This window comes from Streptomyces uncialis (assembly GCF_001905345.1).
Taxonomy (GTDB): domain Bacteria; phylum Actinomycetota; class Actinomycetes; order Streptomycetales; family Streptomycetaceae; genus Streptomyces; species Streptomyces uncialis.
In genome coordinates, this window is sequence record NZ_LFBV01000001.1 from 444,907 (window position 1) to 465,348 (window position 20,442).

General features: G+C 74.1%; 18 protein-coding genes and 1 pseudogene. 11 read left to right on the plus strand and 8 right to left on the minus strand.

Annotated elements, in window-relative coordinates:
• Nucleotides 1-228: 228 nt before the first annotated feature.
• Both AB852_RS01920 and AB852_RS01925 read right to left on the minus strand, forming a co-directional pair.
• Complete coding sequence (locus tag AB852_RS01920; RefSeq protein ID WP_073782924.1) at nt 229-1,056, minus strand: helix-turn-helix domain-containing protein; 828 nt, start codon at nt 1,054-1,056, stop codon at nt 229-231.
• 386 nt (nt 1,057-1,442) lie between these two features.
• Nucleotides 1,443-3,140 (minus strand): CocE/NonD family hydrolase, encoded by a 1,698-nt coding sequence (locus AB852_RS01925; RefSeq protein WP_073782926.1) that lies wholly within the window; start codon nt 3,138-3,140, stop codon nt 1,443-1,445.
• 185 nt (nt 3,141-3,325) lie between these two features.
• Here AB852_RS01925 and AB852_RS01930 point away from each other — a divergent pair, with 185 nt between their 5' ends.
• Complete coding sequence (locus AB852_RS01930) at nt 3,326-4,042, plus strand: TetR/AcrR family transcriptional regulator (RefSeq protein WP_073782929.1); 717 nt, start codon at nt 3,326-3,328, stop codon at nt 4,040-4,042.
• A 237-nt stretch (nt 4,043-4,279) separates the two neighbouring features.
• Here the strand turns inward: AB852_RS01930 and AB852_RS01935 are convergent, their stop codons facing one another.
• Complete coding sequence (locus tag AB852_RS01935) at nt 4,280-4,489, minus strand: cold-shock protein (protein WP_073782931.1); 210 nt, start codon at nt 4,487-4,489, stop codon at nt 4,280-4,282.
• 420 nt (nt 4,490-4,909) lie between these two features.
• On the opposite strand from AB852_RS01935, the gene AB852_RS01940 reads away from it, so the two are divergent.
• Nucleotides 4,910-5,623, plus strand: coding sequence for a Crp/Fnr family transcriptional regulator (locus AB852_RS01940; protein ID WP_073785253.1), 714 nt, complete (start codon nt 4,910-4,912; stop codon nt 5,621-5,623).
• A gap of 216 nt (nt 5,624-5,839) precedes the next feature.
• On the opposite strand, the gene AB852_RS01945 is transcribed toward AB852_RS01940, so the two are convergent.
• Complete coding sequence (locus AB852_RS01945; RefSeq protein ID WP_073782933.1) at nt 5,840-6,619, minus strand: Pycsar system effector family protein; 780 nt, start codon at nt 6,617-6,619, stop codon at nt 5,840-5,842.
• A gap of 310 nt (nt 6,620-6,929) precedes the next feature.
• Between AB852_RS01945 and AB852_RS01950 the strand changes: the two genes are divergently transcribed.
• From AB852_RS01950 to AB852_RS01965, 4 genes are all read left to right on the plus strand, one after another.
• The gene (locus AB852_RS01950; protein ID WP_073782935.1) at nt 6,930-7,781 is read left to right on the plus strand and encodes a hypothetical protein; all 852 of its coding nucleotides are present in this window, start codon (nt 6,930-6,932) and stop codon (nt 7,779-7,781) included.
• 19 nt (nt 7,782-7,800) lie between these two features.
• Nucleotides 7,801-10,527 (plus strand): hypothetical protein, encoded by a 2,727-nt coding sequence (locus tag AB852_RS01955; RefSeq protein ID WP_178390923.1) that lies wholly within the window; start codon nt 7,801-7,803, stop codon nt 10,525-10,527.
• Between the two features lie 147 nt (nt 10,528-10,674).
• Entirely contained in the window at nt 10,675-12,285 is a 1,611-nt protein-coding gene (locus AB852_RS39480; protein WP_073782937.1) for a hypothetical protein, read from the plus strand.
• Nucleotides 12,275-13,636 (plus strand): DUF4407 domain-containing protein, encoded by a 1,362-nt coding sequence (locus AB852_RS01965; RefSeq protein ID WP_079184228.1) that lies wholly within the window; start codon nt 12,275-12,277, stop codon nt 13,634-13,636. Before AB852_RS39480 ends, AB852_RS01965 begins: the two co-directional genes overlap by 11 nt.
• 140 nt (nt 13,637-13,776) lie before the next feature.
• Here the strand turns inward: AB852_RS01965 and AB852_RS01970 are convergent, their stop codons facing one another.
• The 3 genes from AB852_RS01970 to AB852_RS40440 form a co-directional block, all read right to left on the minus strand.
• Nucleotides 13,777-14,061 (minus strand): hypothetical protein, encoded by a 285-nt coding sequence (locus AB852_RS01970; protein WP_107499104.1) that lies wholly within the window; start codon nt 14,059-14,061, stop codon nt 13,777-13,779.
• A gap of 11 nt (nt 14,062-14,072) precedes the next feature.
• Nucleotides 14,073-14,315: a hypothetical protein gene (locus AB852_RS01975; protein WP_073782941.1), complete on the minus strand. Its 243-nt coding sequence runs from the start codon at nt 14,313-14,315 to the stop codon at nt 14,073-14,075.
• Nucleotides 14,316-14,494: 179 nt separating this feature from the next.
• On the minus strand, nt 14,495-14,884 hold the full coding sequence (locus AB852_RS40440; RefSeq protein ID WP_425444146.1) for a site-specific integrase: 390 nt from the start codon (nt 14,882-14,884) through the stop codon (nt 14,495-14,497).
• Between AB852_RS40440 and AB852_RS01985 the strand changes: the two are divergent.
• From AB852_RS01985 to AB852_RS02005, 5 genes and pseudogenes are all read left to right on the plus strand, one after another.
• Nucleotides 14,777-15,460 (plus strand): annotated as a pseudogene (locus tag AB852_RS01985) (alpha/beta fold hydrolase); the annotation flags it as partial. The gene AB852_RS40440 and the pseudogene AB852_RS01985 overlap by 108 nt on opposite strands.
• 28 nt (nt 15,461-15,488) lie before the next feature.
• Complete coding sequence (locus AB852_RS01990) at nt 15,489-16,382, plus strand: Vgb family protein (RefSeq protein WP_073782945.1); 894 nt, start codon at nt 15,489-15,491, stop codon at nt 16,380-16,382.
• Between the two features lie 559 nt (nt 16,383-16,941).
• A complete protein-coding gene (locus AB852_RS40445) occupies nt 16,942-17,373 on the plus strand; it encodes a hypothetical protein (RefSeq protein ID WP_245876575.1) in 432 nt (143 codons plus the stop codon).
• Entirely contained in the window at nt 17,370-19,214 is a 1,845-nt protein-coding gene (locus tag AB852_RS02000; protein WP_073782947.1) for a GMC family oxidoreductase, read from the plus strand. The genes AB852_RS40445 and AB852_RS02000 overlap by 4 nt, the downstream gene beginning before the upstream one ends.
• On the plus strand, nt 19,211-20,047 hold the full coding sequence (locus tag AB852_RS02005; RefSeq protein WP_073782949.1) for a hypothetical protein: 837 nt from the start codon (nt 19,211-19,213) through the stop codon (nt 20,045-20,047). Before AB852_RS02000 ends, AB852_RS02005 begins: the two co-directional genes overlap by 4 nt.
• A 94-nt stretch (nt 20,048-20,141) precedes the next feature.
• Here AB852_RS02005 and AB852_RS02010 read toward each other — a convergent pair whose 3' ends face one another.
• Nucleotides 20,142-20,441 carry an SCO5918 family protein gene (locus AB852_RS02010; RefSeq protein WP_073782952.1) on the minus strand — a complete coding sequence of 100 codons (300 nt, stop codon included), beginning with the start codon at nt 20,439-20,441 and terminating at the stop codon, nt 20,142-20,144.
• Nucleotide 20,442 lies beyond the last annotated feature (1 nt).

Below are 20,442 nucleotides of genomic sequence, written 5' to 3' on the forward strand. Positions count from 1 at the left end.
CGGTCGTCGCCGTCCGCCGCCCGCACCTCGGCGTTCTCCGAGTCGTCGACCTTGTTCACGTTGTTCACGTTGTCCGCGTTCTCCACAGGGCTTTCCCTTCGTCGTGAGGTGGTGTGAGGTGTCGTGAGGTGGTGTGAGGTGGGTCGACGCGCGGCGCGTCACACGGCGTCGCGCGCTCGTGCGTGTGGCCGGAACCTTCCCCGCCGGCACGGTCGGCGGCGGGCACGGTCAGCCGGCGGAGGTGTCGCCTCCGGTCAGGGCGCCCGGTGTGCATCCGGCGAGGGCCAGTACGTCGCGGTGGAGATGCGGCTGGTCGGCGTATCCGCAGGCCAGGGCGACCTCGGCGGGGTTGTGGCCCGCGTGCAGGGCCCGGACGGCGCGGTCGAAGCGGACCGTCATGGCCGCGCGTTTGGGGGTGAGGCCGATCTGGGCGCTGAATCTGGACCACAGCCGCTTGCGGCTCCACCCGCAGGACGCGGCGAGATCGGTGACCCGTACCCGGCCCCGGCGGGCCACGATGGTGTCCCAGGCGGCGGCGACCTCCGGGGCCATCACCGGTGCCCGCGCGGCCCGCCCGGCGAGGAAGCCGTCCATCAGCGTCAGGCGTTCCTGCCAGGTCGGGGCGTCGGTGAGCCGTTCGCGCAGGGTCCGCGCGGGGCGCCCCCACAGGTCGTCGAGCCCGGTGACGGTCCCGTCCAGTTCGCGTGGTGACGTGCCCAGCAGCGCGTACGCGGCCCGGGGTGACAACCGCGCCTCCAGGCACTCGACGCGCGCGCCCCGGATGCGGACCGGGCCGGGCGACAGCGCGGCGACGAGGCTCCGCATGGGCCGGGGCCCGTCGGCGCCCTCCACCGTGACCGGTTCGTCCCCGAGCGCGAGGACGACGACCACGACCGGCTGCGGGAGCACCCGCATGTCCAGCCCGGCGGCGCTCCGGTCGCGGAACCCGGCCATCCGGACACCGTCCACGGACGTGCCGCCGAGGGGACGGGCGACCTCCCAGCCCTTCCCGATGTCGCTGTCGACGGGGCCGGACCCCGTCTCGTAGCTGCGCATGTCCCCACGGTCCCCGACTTCGGCGCCCCTGTCTTGGACGAAAGTTCCGCGCCGGACGCCACCGCCGCCAGCGGGACCGTACGGCTGGCGTAACACCGCGCAGGTCAGGGGGTGTTCGCGAGGCGGGGCGGACCGTCGCGGGCCACGGGAGCGGGATTCGGACGAAGTTCTCCCACGGGCGGCGCGGACAGCGCGGCGGTGCGGGGGGTGCGGGGGGTGCGGACAGCCCGGCCCGGGAGCACGGGCCGCCGGAACCGCCGGAACCGCCGGGAAGGGCAGGGCGACGGGCCTCGGGGCATCCCGGCACAGGGACCGCACCTCAGCGGGATCATCTGTCACCGGGGTCACCCGTCACCCGGGCGACGGACCACCGGGCCGGGTGCCGGTCACCGTTCGGGGGCCGGGGTGCCGCCGGGCAGGTTCAGGGACGTGCCCGTGTACAGGGTGATGTGCGCGGGGGTGACCGTGGCCGCCTCCGTGTCGGGGACGCCGGTGCCGGGGTTGCTCGCGTAGCGCGGGTGCGCGCCGCCGCTGATCTGGAGGCGGACGCGGTGGCCCGGGGCGAAGCGGTGGGCGATCGGGCTCATGACGACGGTGACCTCGGTGGGCGTCCCCGGGGCGGTCGCCACCCGGGTGATGCCGTCGCAGACGTTGGTGGACCGCCCCTGCCCGTCCACGTCGCACAGCCGGACGAAGGCGTCGGCGTGGCCCGTGTCCACGGCGAGCCGGACCCGAGCGGAGACCGGGCCGACGGCGTCCAGAGGTTCGGTCAGGGGCGGGCCGGTGAACGTGCGGACGTCGTCCCGGGCCTCCAGCGCGGTGTTGTCGCGGGGGCCCGCCGTCCGGGACAGCAGCAGACCGCCGACGGACGGGGTGGGGGCGTCCGGGTCGTGGCGGAAGGACGTGAGGGGCGCGGGTTGCGCCGGGGGCCGTGAGGTGAGCGAGTCGTCGGGGGCCGCGTACCAAGGGGCCGGGGCGGGGTCCGGGGACTGCGGCCAGTCGTCCAGGTCGCGCCAGGTGTCCGCGCCGCCGACGTGGACCCGTACCCCGGTGGGCCGCAGCCCGGAGGGGTCGTCGCACAGATGCGCGCGCAGCCAGGCGAGGCTCTCGGCGAAGACCTCGGGCCAGCCCTGCTGAAGGGCGGAGGTGTGGGTCCAGGGGCCGACGAGCAGGGAGGTCCGGGCACCGGCCGCCCGCAGCCGGGCGTACTGCTCGAAGGTCTGGTCGACGAGGGCGTCGTGCCATCCGCCGATCAGGGCGGTGGGTATCCCCGCCTGCTCGGCCGCCCCGGCCAGCGCCGCGCCGCGCCAGTACGGGTCGTCGGCGTCCGGGTGGGCCATCACGCCGTCCAGCCAGGGCAACTCACCGAGCGCGGACTCGTACGCCTTGCGCAGCGGGCGCGCGCTGACGATCCCGTCCAGCCCGCGGCGCAGCCGCAGGACGGCCTTCAGGAACGGCACGATCCCGCGGTGCTGGTTGGTCATGCCCGCGCCGACGGCCAGCGCGTTCTCCAGGTGGAACGCGCCGCCCCGGTGGTAGAAGGCGTGCGGGTCGTGCATCCCGACCTGCACGACCATCGCCTTCAGCTCCGGCGGCGGGTCGAGGGCGAGCGCCCACTGGGTGTAGCCCAGATAGCTGGGTCCGACCGTGCCGAGGGTGCCGGTGAACCAGGGGCGCCCGCGCAGCCAGGTGACCGCGGCGAGGCCGTCGGCGGTCTCGTTGCGCCACAGGTCGAAGCGGCCGTCCGAGCCGCCGGTGCCCCGGCAGCTCTGGAGCACCACATGGAAGCCCTGTTCGGCGAAGAGGATCCCGAACATCGGTGACCAGGGCAGCCCCCTGCCGTACGGCGAGCGGATGAGGAGCGTGGGGAAGTCGCCGTCGGCGCGGGGGAAGTAGTGGTCCGCGCGCAGGGTGCCGCCGTCCGCGCCGGGCACGGCGAGCCCGGCCTCCAGGCCCACGTCGTACCGCTTGGGCGGCAGCCCGCGCCAGGAGGCCCGCATGAGCCGGGCCGACAGGGACGGCCCGCGGACCGGGGGACGGGGACCGGACTGAGGGGTGACGTCGTGCGGGCGGGTGTCGGCCATGGGGTTCCTCCGTTATTCTCGTACGTTGTACGAGAATAACGGATGCTTGGATGGACCCCGAGGCGGACCCCGAGGCGGACCCAGAGGCCGACCCCGAGACGGTCCCCGAGACGGACCCCGATCGGTGTACGGCTGCGGCAGGAGCGGACCGGTCGGCGGTCGTGGCAGGAGAGGAACCGAGGAACGTGCCCCGTGGTGACGGTGACGGCGCCTCCGGCGTCGACCCCCAGCAGCTCTGGCTGAGCCCGGCGCGCCCCGGCCGGGGCCGCAGACCCGCCTTCAGCCGTGCGGCGATCACGGTCGCGGCCGTCGCCCTCGCGGACGCCGAGGGGCTGGACGCCGTCACCATCCGGCGGGTCGCCGCCGGGGTCGGGGCGGGCGCCATGTCGCTGTACAGCTACGCCCCCGACAAGGCGACCCTGCTGGACCTGATGGTCGACCACGTCAGCGGGGAACTCCCGACGACACGGCCCCTGACCGGGGACTGGCGCGCGGATCTGAAGACCGTGGGCCGTCTCCAGCGCGAGCTGATGCTGCGGCACCCCTGGCTGCCCACCGCGCTGGCGGCACGCCGCACCCCGGGGCCGCGCGCCCTGGACTTCGTGGAGTACGCGCTCGCCGCGCTGCGGCCCACCGGACTGGACGGCGCGGCGAAGCTGGAGGTCTTCAGTCTGCTGACCGGCTTCGTCGCCGGTCATGTGGGCCATGAGGTCGGCCGGGCGGCGGCGGCCCACACCCCCGACCGGGCCGCCGCCGAGGCCCGCTACCTCGCGGCCGTCGCCGCCGACGGCCGGCACCCGGAACTGGCGGAGGCGCTCGCCTCGGCGGGACGCCCCGTCACACCGGAAGCGACCTTCGCCCGTTTCCTCGACCGGCTGGTGGACGGCCTCGACACCGGGTGACGGCCGGGGGCCGATCGCGTCCCGGATGTCCGTTGCCCGGACGCGCGGTGGCGCCGTGACGTGGGGTGGCGCGGTGACGTGGGGTGGCGCGGTGACGTGAGGTGGTGCCGTGACGTGAGGTGGTGCCCTGGCACGGGGAGGCGCCCTGACGTACGGCGACGGTGCCCGGACGGGCGGTGGCGCCCCGCCCCGGCCGTCGGCTCAGGAGCGCGGCGCCACATGGACCGCGGCCGAGCCCTAACCGGGGATGGGCACGACCCGCTCAGCCTGCGGACCCTTCGGGCCCTGGGTGACGTCGTACTCCACCCGCTGGTTCTCGTCCAGCGACCGGTACCCGGCCGCGTCGATCGCGGAGAAGTGGACGAACACGTCCGCACCGCCGTCGTCCTGCTGGATGAAACCGAAGCCCTTGTCCGCGTTGAACCACTTCACCGTGCCTGTTGCCATCGTGCGCTTCCTTCTGCTTCTTGCCACGGCGCTGTTCCACCGCGCCCACCAGGACCTGTCGACGGCCCGGTATCCGAACCTTGGCACCCGGGGCCGCGATCCGTCCGCGAAACACGCCAAGGTACGGCGGCCCGGCATCACCCTCCGCACGGATGTGCCCGGCTGGGCGAACGGCGTGCCGCGCTGGCCACCGTCGGACCGGGCCGGGAGCGGCGTCGCCGAGGCCCCCGCGGACACGAGGCCCGTGCCCGCGACGCCCCGGCACACCATGGCGGGCCGGATCGGATCGCGCCGGTCCGAGTCCGTCGCAGTCCGTCGGATCGATGGACCCCGGACGGGACCCGGCGGCAGGATGGGTGGCGGGCGGCGCGGCGGGTGCCGCGCGGCACGGTCCGGGTGCGGACGGTTCAGGGGGCGGTCATGGGTACGGCGACGGGGCAGTGGCCCGCGCGGAGTCTGCTGGGGGTGCTGGCGCCGCCCGCGCGCGCCGAACTCCTCGCCCTGGGCTCCCGGGTGACCTTCCAGAAGGGCGCGCCACTGCTGCGCGAGGGCGGGCCGGACCGCCATCTCCTGCTGCTGCTCACCGGGTTCGCGAAGGTCACGGCCGCCGTGGAGAACGGCGAACGCTCGCTGCTCGCCGTGCGGGTCGGCGGTGACACGGTCGGGGAGATGGCCGCGCTGGACGGCTCCTCGCCCCGGTCGGCCACGGTCACCGCCTGCGGGGAGATGACCGCGCGTACGGTGCAGCCCGCCGCCCTGCACGAACTGCTCAAGCGGCGCCCCGAGATATCGCTCGCGCTCGCCGTGATCGTCGCGAACCGGCTGCGCTGGGCCAACCAGCGGCGCCTCGAATTCCGGGGCTACCCGGTCAAGGTCCGGCTCGCCCGCATCCTCGTGGAGCTGGCCACCGCGTACGGGCGCCGCAGCGAGGGCGGTGTCGTCATCGGCTGCCGTCTCACCCAGCCCGAACTCGCGGACCTGACCGGCGCGGCCGAGACCACGATCCACAAGGCGCTGCGCGATCTGCGCGCCGAGGGACTGCTGGAGTCCGGCTACGGCTCCACGACGATCAGCGACCCGGCGGGCCTGCGGCACGCGGCCGACCTGGGCCCGGACCCCTGGCCGGTCCTGTAGGACCCCCGTCGGGCGACCCCGGCCAGGTTCCGGCGCGCGACCGGTACGGCCCCGGACACCGGCACCGCCCCCTGGACCGGCCCCGACCCGGCCCCGGTCCCGGTCCCGGACACCGGTACGAGCACCGGACACCGGAGCCGCCCCCACCCCCGGACACCGCCCCCACCCCCGGCACCCGTACGAACACCGGGTGCCGGACGGCCCAAGCCCCGCCGGTCAGCCCAGCAGCGGGCGGAGCACGATGCCCAGCCCCGCCGCCGCGCCCATCACGGCCGTGCACACCACCGCGCCGCTCAGACAGCGGTACTTGACCACCGCGACCCGGGCCAGGAAGGCGAGGGTCTGCGCCAGCTCCCGCCGGTCGGCCGCCGGATCATGGTCCGGTACGGCGTCCGGGGCGGCGTCCCCGGTGCCGCCCCCGGCGGCGTCACCAGAGCCGTCCGGCGAACCGGCCGGGGCAGCCACGGAGCCGGATCCCGGGGCAGCCACGGCGTCGGCGGCGGAGCCCGGGGCACCCGAGGCGACGGAGGCCGTACACGCGTCGGAGGCCGTACGCGCCGCGCGGGCCATCCGCGCGGCCAGGCTCGTACGCGCTACCCGGGACGTACCGCCGCCCCCCGCACCCGTCCCCGCACCCGCCGCCAGATACGCGAAGCTGTACCGGTTGACGCCCCGGGGCCGCAGCAGCCGGGGCCGCAGCGCCGCGCCGAGAGCGCCCGCCCCGCCGAGCAGCCCGGCGGCGAACAGGAACAGCAGCAGCCCGGCCAGGGCCCCCGCCGCCCCGCCGTCCCGCCAGGCGCCGGCGGCCGTCCCGGTCCATAAGTCGCACGTGCCGACGAGGGCGACCTGGGCCGCCGCGAGGATGCCGGTCTTGGTGTCGGCCTGCTGATGGGTGCTCTGGAGCGCGGCGAGCATCGTGGGTCCCGGCCCCCCGGGGACCTCGACGACAGCGGTGTGCGGGGCGGGCAGGTCCGCCGGACGGGTGGTGAGCGTCATCCCGTGTTCCCCCTCGGTGACGGTGCATGTCCGTCCAGTAACCGGCATTCCCCCGGGGCCAACCAGTCACTTCTATGGATTCCGCTATGGATTCCGCATCCCGTATTTCCACAAGGTCCTGTTCCGGGCGGAGGTGTACGACTGAATGGCCGGCGCCCGTCAGCTCGGGGGAACGGGCGCCGGTCCGGCCCGGCGGATATCGATCCGTCACTACGTGCGGGTAACAACTCCGCCCAGCGGAACCGGAGTTGCCTGACGGAGCATCCTTCCCTCCCGCAACTACCCTCCACCGCGCACCACTAGGGGTGTCATGACAACGATCGCAGGCGGACCCGGCGGCCTGGACACATTCGGCCGCAGACTGCTGCTGGCCGTCGACGCGAAGGGGTACGGCCGGGCCGACGTGCTCACCCAGAGCTGCTTCCAGGAGGCGATCCCCCAGCTCGTCGGCGTGGCCGCCCGTGCGGCCGGTGAGGACATGGCCGCGTGGGCGGTCCAGCAGGCGGGTGACTCGGTCATGGCCGTCCTGCCGGAGGGCGCGTCCGAGCCCGCGATGGTGGACACGTTCATGCGCCGGCTGGACGCCGGGCTGCGGGCCTTCAACCACGGCCGGGTCCGGGACTCCTGGCTGGAGCTGCGGGCCGCCCTGCACTTCGGGACGGCGTCCCCGGGGGCCAACGGCTTCGTCGGCCGCGCCCCGGTCGAGATCGGCCGCCTCCTCGACAGCCGGGTGCTGCGGAGCGCGCTGGCGGCGGCCGAGGACGCCCCGCTCGCCGTCGCCGTCTCCGCCACCGTCTTCAACGACGTAGTGCGGGAGGCGTACACCACCGTCCGCGCCCGCGACTTCCTCCAGGTGCGGATCGAGGAGAAGGAGTACGCCGGGCGGGCCTGGATCTGGGTGCCCGGCCATGACGTGCACACCCTGGGGCTCGACGCCCCGGCCGCCCTGGACGCGGTGACAGGGACGCGGGACGCGGACGTACCCGCTGCTCCCGCGCGGTCCGACGACCTGCCCCGGTCCGCTCCGGGGCACCGGTCCGACGCTGCGGGCCCGTCCGGGTCCGAAGCGGACGACACATCAACGGCGGTGCGGGAAAGGGTGGTTCAGAATTTCCATGGAACCGTCCACGCTTCCGGCGCCGTCTTCGGGATCTCCAAGTGACATCGAGCGACGGCCTGGAATGACAGAGCACGATGACGAGCCGCGTGAGCGGCGACAGCTTCCGCTTCCCGCCCCACCACTCCACAACCGACGCGAGCCCCAGTCGTGGCCCGCTCCCCTCCCGGGAGCCGCGCCCGTCCCGCAGCCGCGTACCCCGCACCCACCCGCGACCTCACCACCCGCGTCCCCACCACTCGCGTCCCCACCACCCGCGACCCCGCACGCCGCCGGGGCCGACCGTCCGGGCGCCGTCCGCCGGGTCATCCGGCTCGGGGACCGCCCCGACCCCGCCCGCACACCCGACCCCGCCCGGACTCCCGACCCCGCCCGCACACCCGACGCCCCCGGCCCGCCGGACCCCGCCGACGGCGACCGCCGCACTCCGGGGAGCCCCGAGGACGACCGCCGCACACCGGGAGGTCCCGCCGGTGACCGGTCCACGCCGGGGAGCCCCGACGACGACCGCCCGCCCTCCGACCCGGCCCCCGACGGCCCCGGCCCCACCGACCCGCCCGGCCCAGGACCCGCCGGCACCGACCCACCACCCACCGACCCACCACCCGCCGACCCACCACCCACCGAGAATCCACCGCCACCCGGGGACCCGAGTACCGCGCCGTCCGGGGACCCGAGTACCGCCGCACCCACCGACCCCCGGTCCGCCACCGACCCCCGGTCCGCCACCGAGCCCCGGCCCGCCACCGACCCGCAGACCGCCGTCCACCAGAGCAACGTCAGCCAGTACTTCTACGGCTCCGTGGCGGCCCCGCACGCGCACTTCGGTATCGGCGGGAGTGCCCCGGGTGCCGCCGGGGGCCGCCGCCGGGCCACCGGGTGGCTCGACGCCCAGGAGGTGGACGGCCTCCTCGCCTCCTACGTACGTCCCGCCTGCTTCCCGGACACCGCGCGGATGCTGGAGAAGGACAGCGTGGTCGTCCTCGTCGCGCAGCCCGGCACCGGCAAGCGTTCCGGCGCGGTCGCCCTGCTCGACGCGGTCGCCGAGAGCGGCACGGGCGGCGTCGGCGGACCCGCCGAGTACGTCGTCCTGTCCCCGGACCTCGACCTGCGCCAGCTCGCCGACCGTACGTTCACCGCGGGCGTCGGCTACGTCCTCCTCGACCGGATGGACGAGGGCCGCGCGGGCACCGCCGACTTCGACTGGCGGCGGGTCCGCGACCAGGTCCGCGCCCAGGGCGCCCATCTCGTCGTCACCACCGTGCACGGCGCCGGGGAGACCGCCCCGGAGGCCGTCCATCACGCGCTGTGGCGGCCCCCCGACCTGGCGGACGCGCTGCGGCTGCGGCTGCGCAAGGCCGGATGCGGCGACGACACCGTCGACCGGGCGGTCCGGGGACTGCCCGCCGGATGCCGGATCGCGGAGGTCGCGGCGGCGGCGGGGCGGATCTGCGCCGGGTCCGACCCCGACGACGTATGGCGGGAGTACGGCGACAGCGCGTCCCGGCCGGTCCGCGACTGGTTCGCCGAGGACCGCACGCTCCAGGAGATCGCGGAGGTCACCACCCTCGCCTTCGTCACGGGGGCGGGCCGCCGGGCCTTCGAGTCGTACCAGGAGCTGCTGGAACCCCGGCTGGAGCAGGAGTTCCCCGGGCCACCGCCGCCGCCCCCCGCCAGGGACGGCGACGACGACACCACGGAGGCCCGGCCCCGTCCCGACCGGACCCGCCCCGACCGCCGCCGCCCCGACCGCCGCCGCTCCCTCGCCCGCAACGCGCTCGTCACCACGGAGGAGCTCTCGGGCGGTTCACCGGTGCGCACCGCGCTCGTCTTCCCCGGTCCGCAGTACCGGTCCTGGGTGCTGGAGGAACTGTGGGAGAACCACTCCACCGCGTACTGGGACGGGGTCCGCGACTGGCTCACCGCACTGGTCGGGCTCATACCCGAGGCCGCCCTGTGGATGTCCGTCTCCTCGGGCCTCGCGCTGCTGGCCCGGCCCGCCTTCGAGGAGGTCTCCGGCTGCTATCTGCACCCCTGGGCGAGCGGCGCGGAGGGCCCGGCGGCGCAGTCCGTGGCGGTCCTGGTGCTGTGGTGGATGAGCCAGGACGACGCGCTCGACGCCACCGCCCTGACCCTCGCCCGGGGCTGGGCCCAGTCCGCCGACCCGGGGCTGCGCAGATCGGCCGCGCTCGCCTTCAGCGGTCCGCTCGGGGTCCGCTTCCCCACCGACGCCGTCAAGCGGCTCTGGACTCTGACCGGGAAGGACGCGGAGACCTCGCTGCACGCCCGGCTCGCCCTCGCCAACCTCGTCGTGGCGCTGGTGGAGAGCGGGGAGGACGCCGGTGTCGTCCTCGATCTGCTGGTGTACCGACTGGGGCTCCAGCGCCGCAAGGACGCCACCGACCGCACCAAGGGAGTCACGTTCCGGGCCGCGCTGGAGGTGCTGACCGTCCGGGTGGCACGCACCCGCTGCCCGGTGGTCGCGGTACTGACCGCCGAGCAGCCGGGGTTCCGGCCCAAGCTGGCGGAGCTGTGGGCGGCCGTCCTGTGCAACCGCCCGCTGCGCGGGGACGCCCTGCGTTCCCTGCGGGCCGCGCTGCGCGCGCTGCCCCAGGTCGGGGAGAACCCGCTGGACGTGGCACGGGAGTTCGGCGCGAGCGTGGGAGCGGCGCTCCCCCCGAACGAACGCGAACTGCTCCACCGCGTCCTTGAGCCCCCCGCCTCCCTCGCCCCGGAACCGACCGCCCTCACCCACACCTTCCGCGCGGCGCTCCTCTCACCCGCCCGGTAGCACCCGCACCCGACGAACAGCCGCACGAGGCGCTCCCGAAAGGGCGCGGGAACCGCGCGAGAAGAGCGGACCCGCACCCGCGGAACGGCGCGCACCCACGACCACCAGTCCACCGCACAGCAATCCGCACCCATAAGGAACCCTCACATGACCGACACGTACCCCCTTGTGGAACAACGGGTGTACGGCCGCCCCGGCCGGCGCCGGGGCCTCCTCACCAGCCGGCCCACCCGCGCCGACGACGAACTGCCCCTGCTCGCCCCGCACCACGTCCGCGTGTTCCGCACCGGCGAGGACTACATCGCGGACCCCGGACGGCTGCACGCCGACGACCCCCTGGTCGTCACCGCGTCATCCGTGACGGTCGTCAACTGCCGCGTCGGGGTCCCCGTCGTCGTGGAACTGCCCGTGCCCTCCGCCGACCAGGGCTCCTTCACCGCGCGGATCACCTTCGACTGCACGGTCGTCGACGCCCCCTCCGTCGTCCGCGACGGGGTCACCGACGTCCATGAACTGCTGCTCGGCTACCTCCGCTCCGTACCGGGCCTCGTCGAGGACGGCGCCGACCAGCCCATCGGGGAGACCACCGGGACCCGCGACCGTATCGACGCCCGGCTCACCGGCTACCAGGAGATGACCTCCGACGTGGTGTCCGGGCTGCGGATCGTCGCGTCCGGCGTCGAGGTGCTGACCCCGGAGGAGTTCGCGGCCCATGTCGAGGAGGTCAAACGGGCCCGGCTCGCCGCCGACAAGGCCCGGGTGGAGGCCGAACTCGCCGCCCAGCAGGCCAGGGCCGAGCACGAGCAGCGGATGCGCGCCGAGAAGCAGCGCATCGAGGCGGCCCGCGAGGAGGAACGGCACCGCGCGGAGCTCGCCGCCCTGGAGGAGCGCCACCGGCAGGAGTTCGAGAACATGCGCACGGTCTACGAACAGGCCGCGGGCAGCCGCACCCAGGAACACGAACTGCTGCTCCAGGCCCGCGCCAACGGCTTCCAGCGCAACCAGGCCCATGAGGACATCACCTCCGTCGGCGACGACCCCGTCGCCACCGACTTCCTCGCCCTGCGCAGCGGCGGACTGACCGCCGCCGAGATCGCCGAACGCCGCCGCGCCGACGAGGAACGCCGCGACACCAGGGCCGAGGAGGTCGCGGCCCTGCAACGCGAGTACCTCGCCAAGCGCGAGGCCATGGACCGGGACGACGCCCGCGCGCAGCTCGAACGCGACGACCGCCGCCACGAACTGGACCGGGAGGACCAGCGGACGGATGCCACGGCCGACCGCGAGGAGCGTTCCCGCCGCTGGTTCCAGCGCCGGGAGGACCGCGAACGGCGCCGTCTGGAGAACCGGGAGGACGCCCGGACACAGCGCCAGGAGCACCAGGAGTGGCGCGACCGGGTCCTCAAGGTCCAGCACGACCTGACCGCCCGCGCGATCAGCCGGGGCCACGGCGACGACCGGCCGGTCGACGTCGGCGCGCTGATCTCCAACGTCGGCGAGACCCCGCAGCCCGGGGTGCAGGCGCTCACCCAGGGCCGGGACGACGAGGTCCAGCGGGTCACCGCGGAACGCCTGGACCGCGCCACCGACGACGGCCCCTACGCGGCGGCCGCCGCCGTCCCCGCGGACCCCGCCGAGCCGCGCGCCGCCGGAGCCCCGGCCCCCGACCCGGTGACCGCCCCCGACGACCCGGAATCCGACTCCGACGACGACTCCGACATCGGATTCGCGGGACTGGAGGAACGCCGTGGCGACTGACCTCACCACCCCGGCGACGGACCACGCGTCCGACGCCCCCGACCCCGCACCCCACCCCGCCCCACAGCCACCAGCACCCGCGCCGCCCGCCCGTGGCCCGGCGGCCCGGCTGCGCGGCCTGATCGGGGTGCGGGAGGACATCCTCGACCACGGCCCGGAGGAACGCGCCCGCTACACCTGGTACGGGGCGATCGTCGTCAACACGGCCCTGTTCGGCGGGGCTTCGATGGCCATAGCCCTCGTCACGTTCCGCCCGGACCTGCCGCTCGCCGTGGCGCTGGTGGTCGCGGCCGTGTGGTTCTGGGTGGTACTGGCCCTCGACAGCTGGCTGGTGTCCAGCACCCACGGCGTCCACACCAAGGGACGGCTGCGGGCGCTGCTGCCGCGGCTCGCGGTGTCGGTGCTGCTGGGACTGTTCATCGCCGAACCACTGCTGTTCCAGGTCTTCGACCCGGAGATCCGCCAGGAGATCAGCGTCGGCAACGACCGCAAGGCCGCCAAGCACCGCGGCGCCCTGATGTCCTGCAACCCGCCGAGCGGCGCCGACACCACCGCCCGCCCCGAGTGCGCCGCGCACCAGCTCAAGGTCCCGGGCTCACCCGCGGTGCTGCGCGCCCAGCTCGCGAAGAACACCACCCGCTCCGGTGAACTCCGCACCCAGGTCGACCGGATCAACAAGAACCTCAGCACCAAGATGGCCACCGAACAGCGGGAGTGCGGCCGGGCCAAGTGGATCTGGTGGAACGGTGTCGCGGACGTCAGCGAGACCTGCGAACGGGCCCGCGCCGACTCCACCTCGTACCGCACCTCCAGCAAGATCAAGGAGTACGAGGAGGAACTGTCCGCCCTCACCGCCAAGGGCCGCACCCTCGCCGTGAAGCGGGACTCCGCGGACGACACGTACCAGGTCGCCCTGCAACGCCGGATCGAGCGGGACACCGCGCGCTTCGCCGGTGACCTCGACGGCACCGGCATCCTCACCCGCGCCCACGCCCTCGGCAAGGTCGCCTGGAGCGACTCGTTCGCCGCCTTCATCACGGTGCTGCTGCATCTGCTGCTGCTCGCGGTGGACGCGATGCCGGTCCTCGCGAAGCTGATGAGCCGCCCCACGGCGTACGACGAGAACCTCACCGACCGGCTCCGGGCGGGCCGCCGCCTGCACGGCGACAAGCTCCGCATCCGGCATACCCTCGCGGAGATCGAGCACCAGGAACTGCGGCATCTCGCCGAGGAAGAGTCCGCCGACCGGATGCGGGCCGTCGAGACCCGCCACCAGCTCCACGCCGCCGAACGGGCCCGCCACTTCCGCGCGGAACTCGACGCCCGAGCGGCCCGGCTGCGCACCCGCTGACCCCTCGGCTGCTCAACGGCCCCGGTGTCATACACCGGGGCCGCCCTTCCGGGTCCTCGCACATGAGCGTGCTCCGACCCTGCTTCCAGGCTAGGCCCGGACCGGACGACCCGCAGCAGGGACGGAGGGAGGGCCGGGGGTCACAGCTCGTCGGAGTGCGCGCGCCGGTTCCGGGACGGCTCACTGCTCTCCAGCCAGCCCCGCGCCGGTTCGGCAGGCCGCGTGGTGTCCACCGTCAGGTGCAGCCGCGCCCCGCCCTCCTCGTCGGCGGGGTAGCTGCGCTGTTCCGTCCCCGCGAAGCAGCGGCGCAGCACCTCGGCGACCTTGCGGGCGGCGTCCGGCGACCCCGCGACGACCCGCACCTCGGCCCGCCCGCCGGGCGGAGCCTGCGAGGACGACGTGGCCGCCCCGTCGGTCCCGGTCACCCGGCCGGCTTTCATCGACTGCCCCGGTCGGACCCGTGGGACCTGTCGGACCCGTCGGTCGCGTCGCGCGGGGCCTGCTCCGGCCGCGCGACCGGACGGTGGTGCCCCCGCTGCCGACGGCCCACCCCGGGCATGGTCTCGCTGTAGTGGAAGGCCATGTTCCGGTCATGCTGCCGACGGTGGAGCTGATGGATGACCATCATCCCCAGAACCACGACAACCACGAACACGGCGACCACGGTGAAGGCGTCCATACGGTCACCTCACGCTGGTCAGGGCCCGACACGGTGCCGGTCCCACCCTCCACGGTACGCCTTCGCTCGCGCTCCCGAGGTTCCCCACCTGGACGTACCTGTCCCTGCGCGGGTACGGACGTGGGTGCGCAGTTCGGGCTGCCGGTAGGAACGCTGTCACCAGCCGCAATCGGTGGGTGTCACGTGCGGCGACGTGCGGCGGGGTCGCGTCCGGCGACGTGTCGGGCGACTGCGTCGACGCCAGGGCGGGCGTACCGCTCCAGGGAGCGGACGGAGACATGGCGGGAGCGGGCCGGCAGCATGGGGGTGGAGGTGCCGCCCTCCGCGTCGTGCGTCAGGGCGCTGTGGCGTAGCCGTGCGGCGTGAAGCCGGTCCCACCGAAGCGAGAAAAGCAGTTGCACCGGCTGTCTTCGCGCAGACAGGGTGCGGTGGTGACCGGAACAGAGATCGAACTCCCCGTCGTGGACGGGGTCCTGTCCGGTGTGGACTTCGGCGGTCACGGTGAGGGCGTGCTGCTTGTCCACGGCAGCGGACACAACGCCGCGGCCTGGACGGATGTGGCATCCCATCTGGTGGGCGAGTGCCATCCGATTGCCCTCGACCTGCGTGGCCATGGGCAGACCCGGCTCGACTCCACCGATCCCGAGCAGTACTGGCGAGACATCGGTGGCGTCGTCACCGCGCTGGCCTGGGACCGCCCCGTGCTGGTCGGCCATTCCACCGGCGGGTACGCGGTGACGGCCGCCACTGCCTGTGGACTTGTGGAACCGGCCGCCCTCTGCATCGTGGAAGGCATGGTGCTCGATGACCGTAACGCGTCGATCGCCGAGCATGCTGACATGCGGACCACCGAGGCGGCGGACCGCTTACGGTCGATGTTCCGCTATGGCTGGAATGCCGACCACGACCAGATGCACGCCTATGTCGAGCAGTGCGTACGGGAGTCCGGAGGGGACTGGCTCAACGCCGGAGCACGGCCCGGACTTGTCGAGGAGGTCACGAGGCGCTCCTTCATGCGCCGCGGCCACCGGTGGGTACGGCGGCCCGCCATCGAGGAGGTCGCCACTGTCACTGCTGTAGAGCCCGACGCAGAAGTCTTCCCAGCCGTCGATCTGTACGACCGCCTCACCTGTCCGATTGACCTTCACCCCACCACCCCTGCAGGGAGTTGCTGTGCACCCTTCCGATGCCCCGCCCATCAGGGAGATCTCCGTGGCGGACAAGGGCGCGGGGCCTTACGGCATCGCGGCCGGACCGGACGGTGCGCTGTGGCTCACCTTCGCGCACAATGGCCGCATCGCGCGTCTCACCCTCGACGGCGAACTCGACGAATACCCCCTGGACTCGTCTGAGTGCCGCCCTACGGTCATCACTCCCGGGCCCGACGGAGCACTGTGGTTCACCCGGTTCGAGGACCACCGGATCGGCCGCGTCACCACCGACGGCGAAAGGGAGTCCTTCCCCACCCCGACGCCCGACAGCGGACCCTTCGGTATCACTGCCGGTCCGGACGGCGCGGTGTGGTTCACGGAGATGAACACCGACCGTATCGGCCGCATCACCTGCGAAGGAGAGATCACCGAGTTCGTCCTTCCCCGTACGGGCGCCTATCCCTCGGCGATCACCGCAGGCCCTGATGGGGCCCTGTGGTTCACCCTCAACCAGGCGAACGCGATCGGCCGCATCACTGTCCACGGGGACATCGTCATACACCCACTCCCCACCCCCGGCGCCGCACCCGTGGGCATCACCAGTGACGGCACCGCCTTGTGGTTCGTCGAGATCGCAGCGGGCCAGATCGGCAGGATCTCGGTGGATGGCGCGATCAAGGAGTTCCCGCTCCCCGACCGCACGGCCAAACCCCACGCCATCGTCGCGGCGTCCACCGGGGACTGCTGGTTCACCGAATGGGGCGCCAACCGCATCGGCCACATCACCGACAGCGGCGAGATCGCCGAGTACAGCCTGCCGTCACCGTCGTCCGAGCCGCACGGCATCACCATAGGTTCCGACGGCGCTGTGTGGGTGGCCCTTGAGACGGGAGGGGTCGCGCGGTTGGAACCGTAGCTCGGGACGGAGAACCCCCCACACCGGACCTCGTACCGAGCACGTCGGAACGAGGACGGACCCGCACCCGAAGACCGACAGCAAGAGGCAGCATTCAGGGGCGCGGGGAACTGCGCGAAACCACCGAGCGACGGCACAGCAACGAAGTACGCCGACCCGGACGGACCTGGGAAGCGCAAGCGAAGGCGCCCCGCGGGGAACTGCGCGAAACCGAGGGCGGACCAGCACCCGAAGACCGACAGCGAGGGGCCAGCTTCCAGGGGCGCGGGGAACTGCGCACCCACCGAGCGACGGCACAGCAACGAAGTACGCCCAGCCGGGCGGACCTACGAAGCGCAAGCGAAGGCGCCCCGCGGAGAACTGCGCGAAACCCACCGAGCGACGGCACAGGAACGAAGTACGCCGACCCGGACAGACCTACGAAGCGCAAGCGAAGGCGACCCGCGGACGTACCACCCCCGAGCCCCCCGCCGCCGGGCTTCCGCAGGACACCACCCCTTCGGGGGGCCGCCCGCACCCGAAGGCATGACCCCACCCCACCTGGGCACTGATCGCCCCCGTGCCGTGGACATGGAGAAGACACAGGGACCAGGGCCCGGAGAACGACCGGGACGACCGGGACCGGGCCGGGGAACAGGACTTCGTCACCCTGTCCGCCGAACTGACGGGATTCACCGCCGAGGAGCTGTACGCGACCGGCCTGGTCACCGAGTACCGGGACCTCGTGGCCCGGGAGGCGGGCCCCGACAACTACGCCCGCCTCGTCGGCGGCGAACCGCACACCGTCCCGGAACTGGTCCGCGCCATGACCCGTCTCTGGTACACCGGCAGCTGGCCGGGCCTGCGCGGCGGCGCGGGACCGTACCTCGTCTCCGCGAGGGCGTACGCCGGGGCACTGGTCTGGCGGGCCGCCGGGACCCCGGCCCCCGGCACCACCGCCCCCGGCTTCGGCAGCTGGAGCGCCCCGCCCCCGGACGGGATCCCCCGGTGAGCGGACCGCGGTACGACGTGATCGTGGTCGGCGCCGGGATCGCCGGTTCCCTGGTGGCCCGGCACCTCGGGGACCGGGGCCGCCGGGTCCTCGTCCTGGAGGCGGGCGAACACACCGCCGACCCGGACCGCGGCCACCGCGACGCGCTGGAGCGCTATCTCGCCGCCCCCGCCAAGACCGCCGACTCCCCGTACCCGGCGAACCCGGCCGCCCCCTGGCCCACCGCCGTGGCCGGCGACGGTACCACCGGGCACCTCGTCCAGCGGGGCCCGCTCCCGTACGCCAGCGGCTATCTGCGTACCAACGGCGGCACCGGGAACATCTGGACCGGGCTGACCCCGCGCATGCTGCCCGAGGACTTCGACACCGAGGTCTTCGGCTACGGCCGCCGCTGGCCGCTCACCTACGCCGACCTCGAACCGCACTACCGCGCCGCCGAACGGGAGATCGGGGTCGCCGCCGATGTGACCGAACAGCGCGACGCCGTCGGCCTGTCCTTCCCCGGCGGCTATGTCTTCCCCATGCGGGCGATCCCGCCGAGCCACCTCGACCGCACCCTGGCCGCCCGGCTCGACGGCCGCCGGGTCACGGACCCGGTCACCCGCGACGGCGTCGAACTGCGGGTCACCGGCACCCCGCACGCCCGCAACAGCGCACCCCACCCCGGGTACGACGCGGGCGCGGGCTACGTCCCGGCGGGCGCGCACGGCCGCCCCGACCCGGACAGCCGCTGCGTCGGCAGCGCGACCTGCATCCCGCACTGCCCGTCCCACGCGAAGTACACCCCGCTCAAGACCCAGGCCCGGTGGTCGGGCTCGGTGACGCTGACCGCCCGCGCGGTGGTCAGCCGGGTCCTCACCGACGGAACGGGCCGCGCCACCGGCGTCGAGTACCGCGCCTACACGAACACCACCAGCCACACCACACCCACCACCCACACCGCCCACGTCACCCTCGCCGCGCACGCCGATGTCGTCGTCCTCGCCGCGCACGCCGTCGAGAACGCGCGGCTGCTCCTGCTGTCCGGTCTCGCGAACCGCAGCGACCAGGTCGGCCGCAACCTCATGGACCACCCGGTCCTGCTCACCTGGGGCCTGCTGCCGAAGCCCGTCGGCCCGTACCGGGGCCCCGGCTCCACCTCCGGCTTCGAAGGGTTCCGGTACGGGCCGGGCCGCCGGGTCCGCGCACCGTTCCGGATCGAGATCGGCAACTGGGGCTGGGTGTGGGCCAAGGGACCCGTCGACACCGATGTCGCCGAACTCGTCGGCCGGGGGATGTCCGGCGGAGCCCTGCGCGAGGCCCTCCACACCCGGCTGAGCCGCCAGTTCACCCTCCAGTTCGAGATGGAACAGGCCGCCGACCCCGCCAACCGGATCACCCTCGACCCGGTGCTCCGGGACACCCTCGGACTGCCGCGCCCGGTCGTCACCTACGACCTCGACACCCATGTGCGGGACGGGATGGCCGCCGCCCGCGGGGTCTCCGAGCAGATCTTCGACCTCCTCGGCGCCGAGGACCACACCTCCTACCGGCCGCCCGGCGACTGGCCGGGCCGCTTCGAGCACCGCCGCCGCACCTACGCCTACCGGGGCGCGGGCCACGCCGCGGGCACCCACATCATGGGCGAGAGCCCCGGCACATCCGTCGTCGACCCGTGGCAGCGCTGCTGGGACCACCCCGGGCTGTACGCGGTGGGCTGCGGCAGCATGCCGTCCGTCGCCACGTCCAACCCCACCCTCACCATGGCGGCCCTCGCCCTGCGCAGCGCCGACCGGATCGAGGCCGACCTGACCGAACGGGACCGCCCGCTCACCGTCCTCGACCCCGGAGCCGCCGTATGAGCCCACTGCCCTTGCCACCCGTCCCCGAGCCCTTCCGGCTGCCCTTCCACTACGGGGCGCTGCACCAGCTCGGCGCCGACTTCCCCGTCGACCCGGAACCGGTGCGCGCGGTGCTCGCCGAGCACCATCCGGCGCTGACCGCCGCGGAGTTCGAGGGACGGGCGCTGGTGTCGCTGAACTACCAGCTGTACTTCGCGCAGTACGCGGACGGGGGCGGGGTCACCCAGGAGATCGAGTACAGCGTCGTCGCGTACCCGGCGGGGGCGGAGGACCGGCTGCCCGCGCTCACCTACGCCCAGTACGCGCGGGGCTGGGACCAGACGAAGCTGCTCGGTATCGCGCGGCTGCACGTCCTGTGCGACAACCCGTTCGCCGTCGAGGCCGGCCGCGCGCTGTTCGCGGAGCCCAAGCACCCGGGCCGGTTCGAGGCGCGGATGCCGTCGCCCAACGGGCCCGCCGGGGACGACTGGCACATCAGCTGCCGGACCGCGCCGGGGACGGGGGAGGGCACGGAGGTGTTCTCGCTGGCGGCCGGGCTCACCGGGCTGACCCCGCTGCCCGTGAACACCGCCCCGATCACCGGCTACGGCACCGATACCCGGGGCCGCACGCTCGCCGGGCCGATGAACGTCCACCAGCCCTACCGCTGGTACGACCTGACGGACCCCGCCGCGGCCGGCCGGGTGTCCCTCACCGTCCATGACCCGGACCCGCCACTGGGCCGCGATCTGGCCCGTCTCGTCGCGGGCGCCGCGCCCGCCGGGGCCTGGACCTGCCAGTCGCCCCCGGTGGCGGCACACCACCGCCCCTACTACCTCCCCGCCCGCCCCTGAGCGGGAGCGGTGGCGGAAAGGCGGCAGGGGCGGAGGAGGCGGGAACGGACGGACGGCCGGACCCCGGGGTCCGGCCGTCCGTCAGAGGTATCGGCTAGCGCAGGCCCTCGTAGCCCTCGGCGGAGACGCTGCCGTCCACCGCACCCGCGGGCGCGGGCGCCGCGGCCTCCACACAGGTGAAGCCGAGCTTGGCCATCGCGCGGATGACCTCACCGGCGCTGAAGTCACGGCGGTCCTGCCCGGTGATGATCTGTCCCACCTGCTTGGCGGGGTACTGACGGCGTCCGATGATGACGGACTCACCGGTGATCGGCTCGGGCTTGATGCCCTTCATCGATTCCAGTACTCCGCCCTTGGTCAGGTCGAACGGGAAACGGGCGATGACACAGCGCATG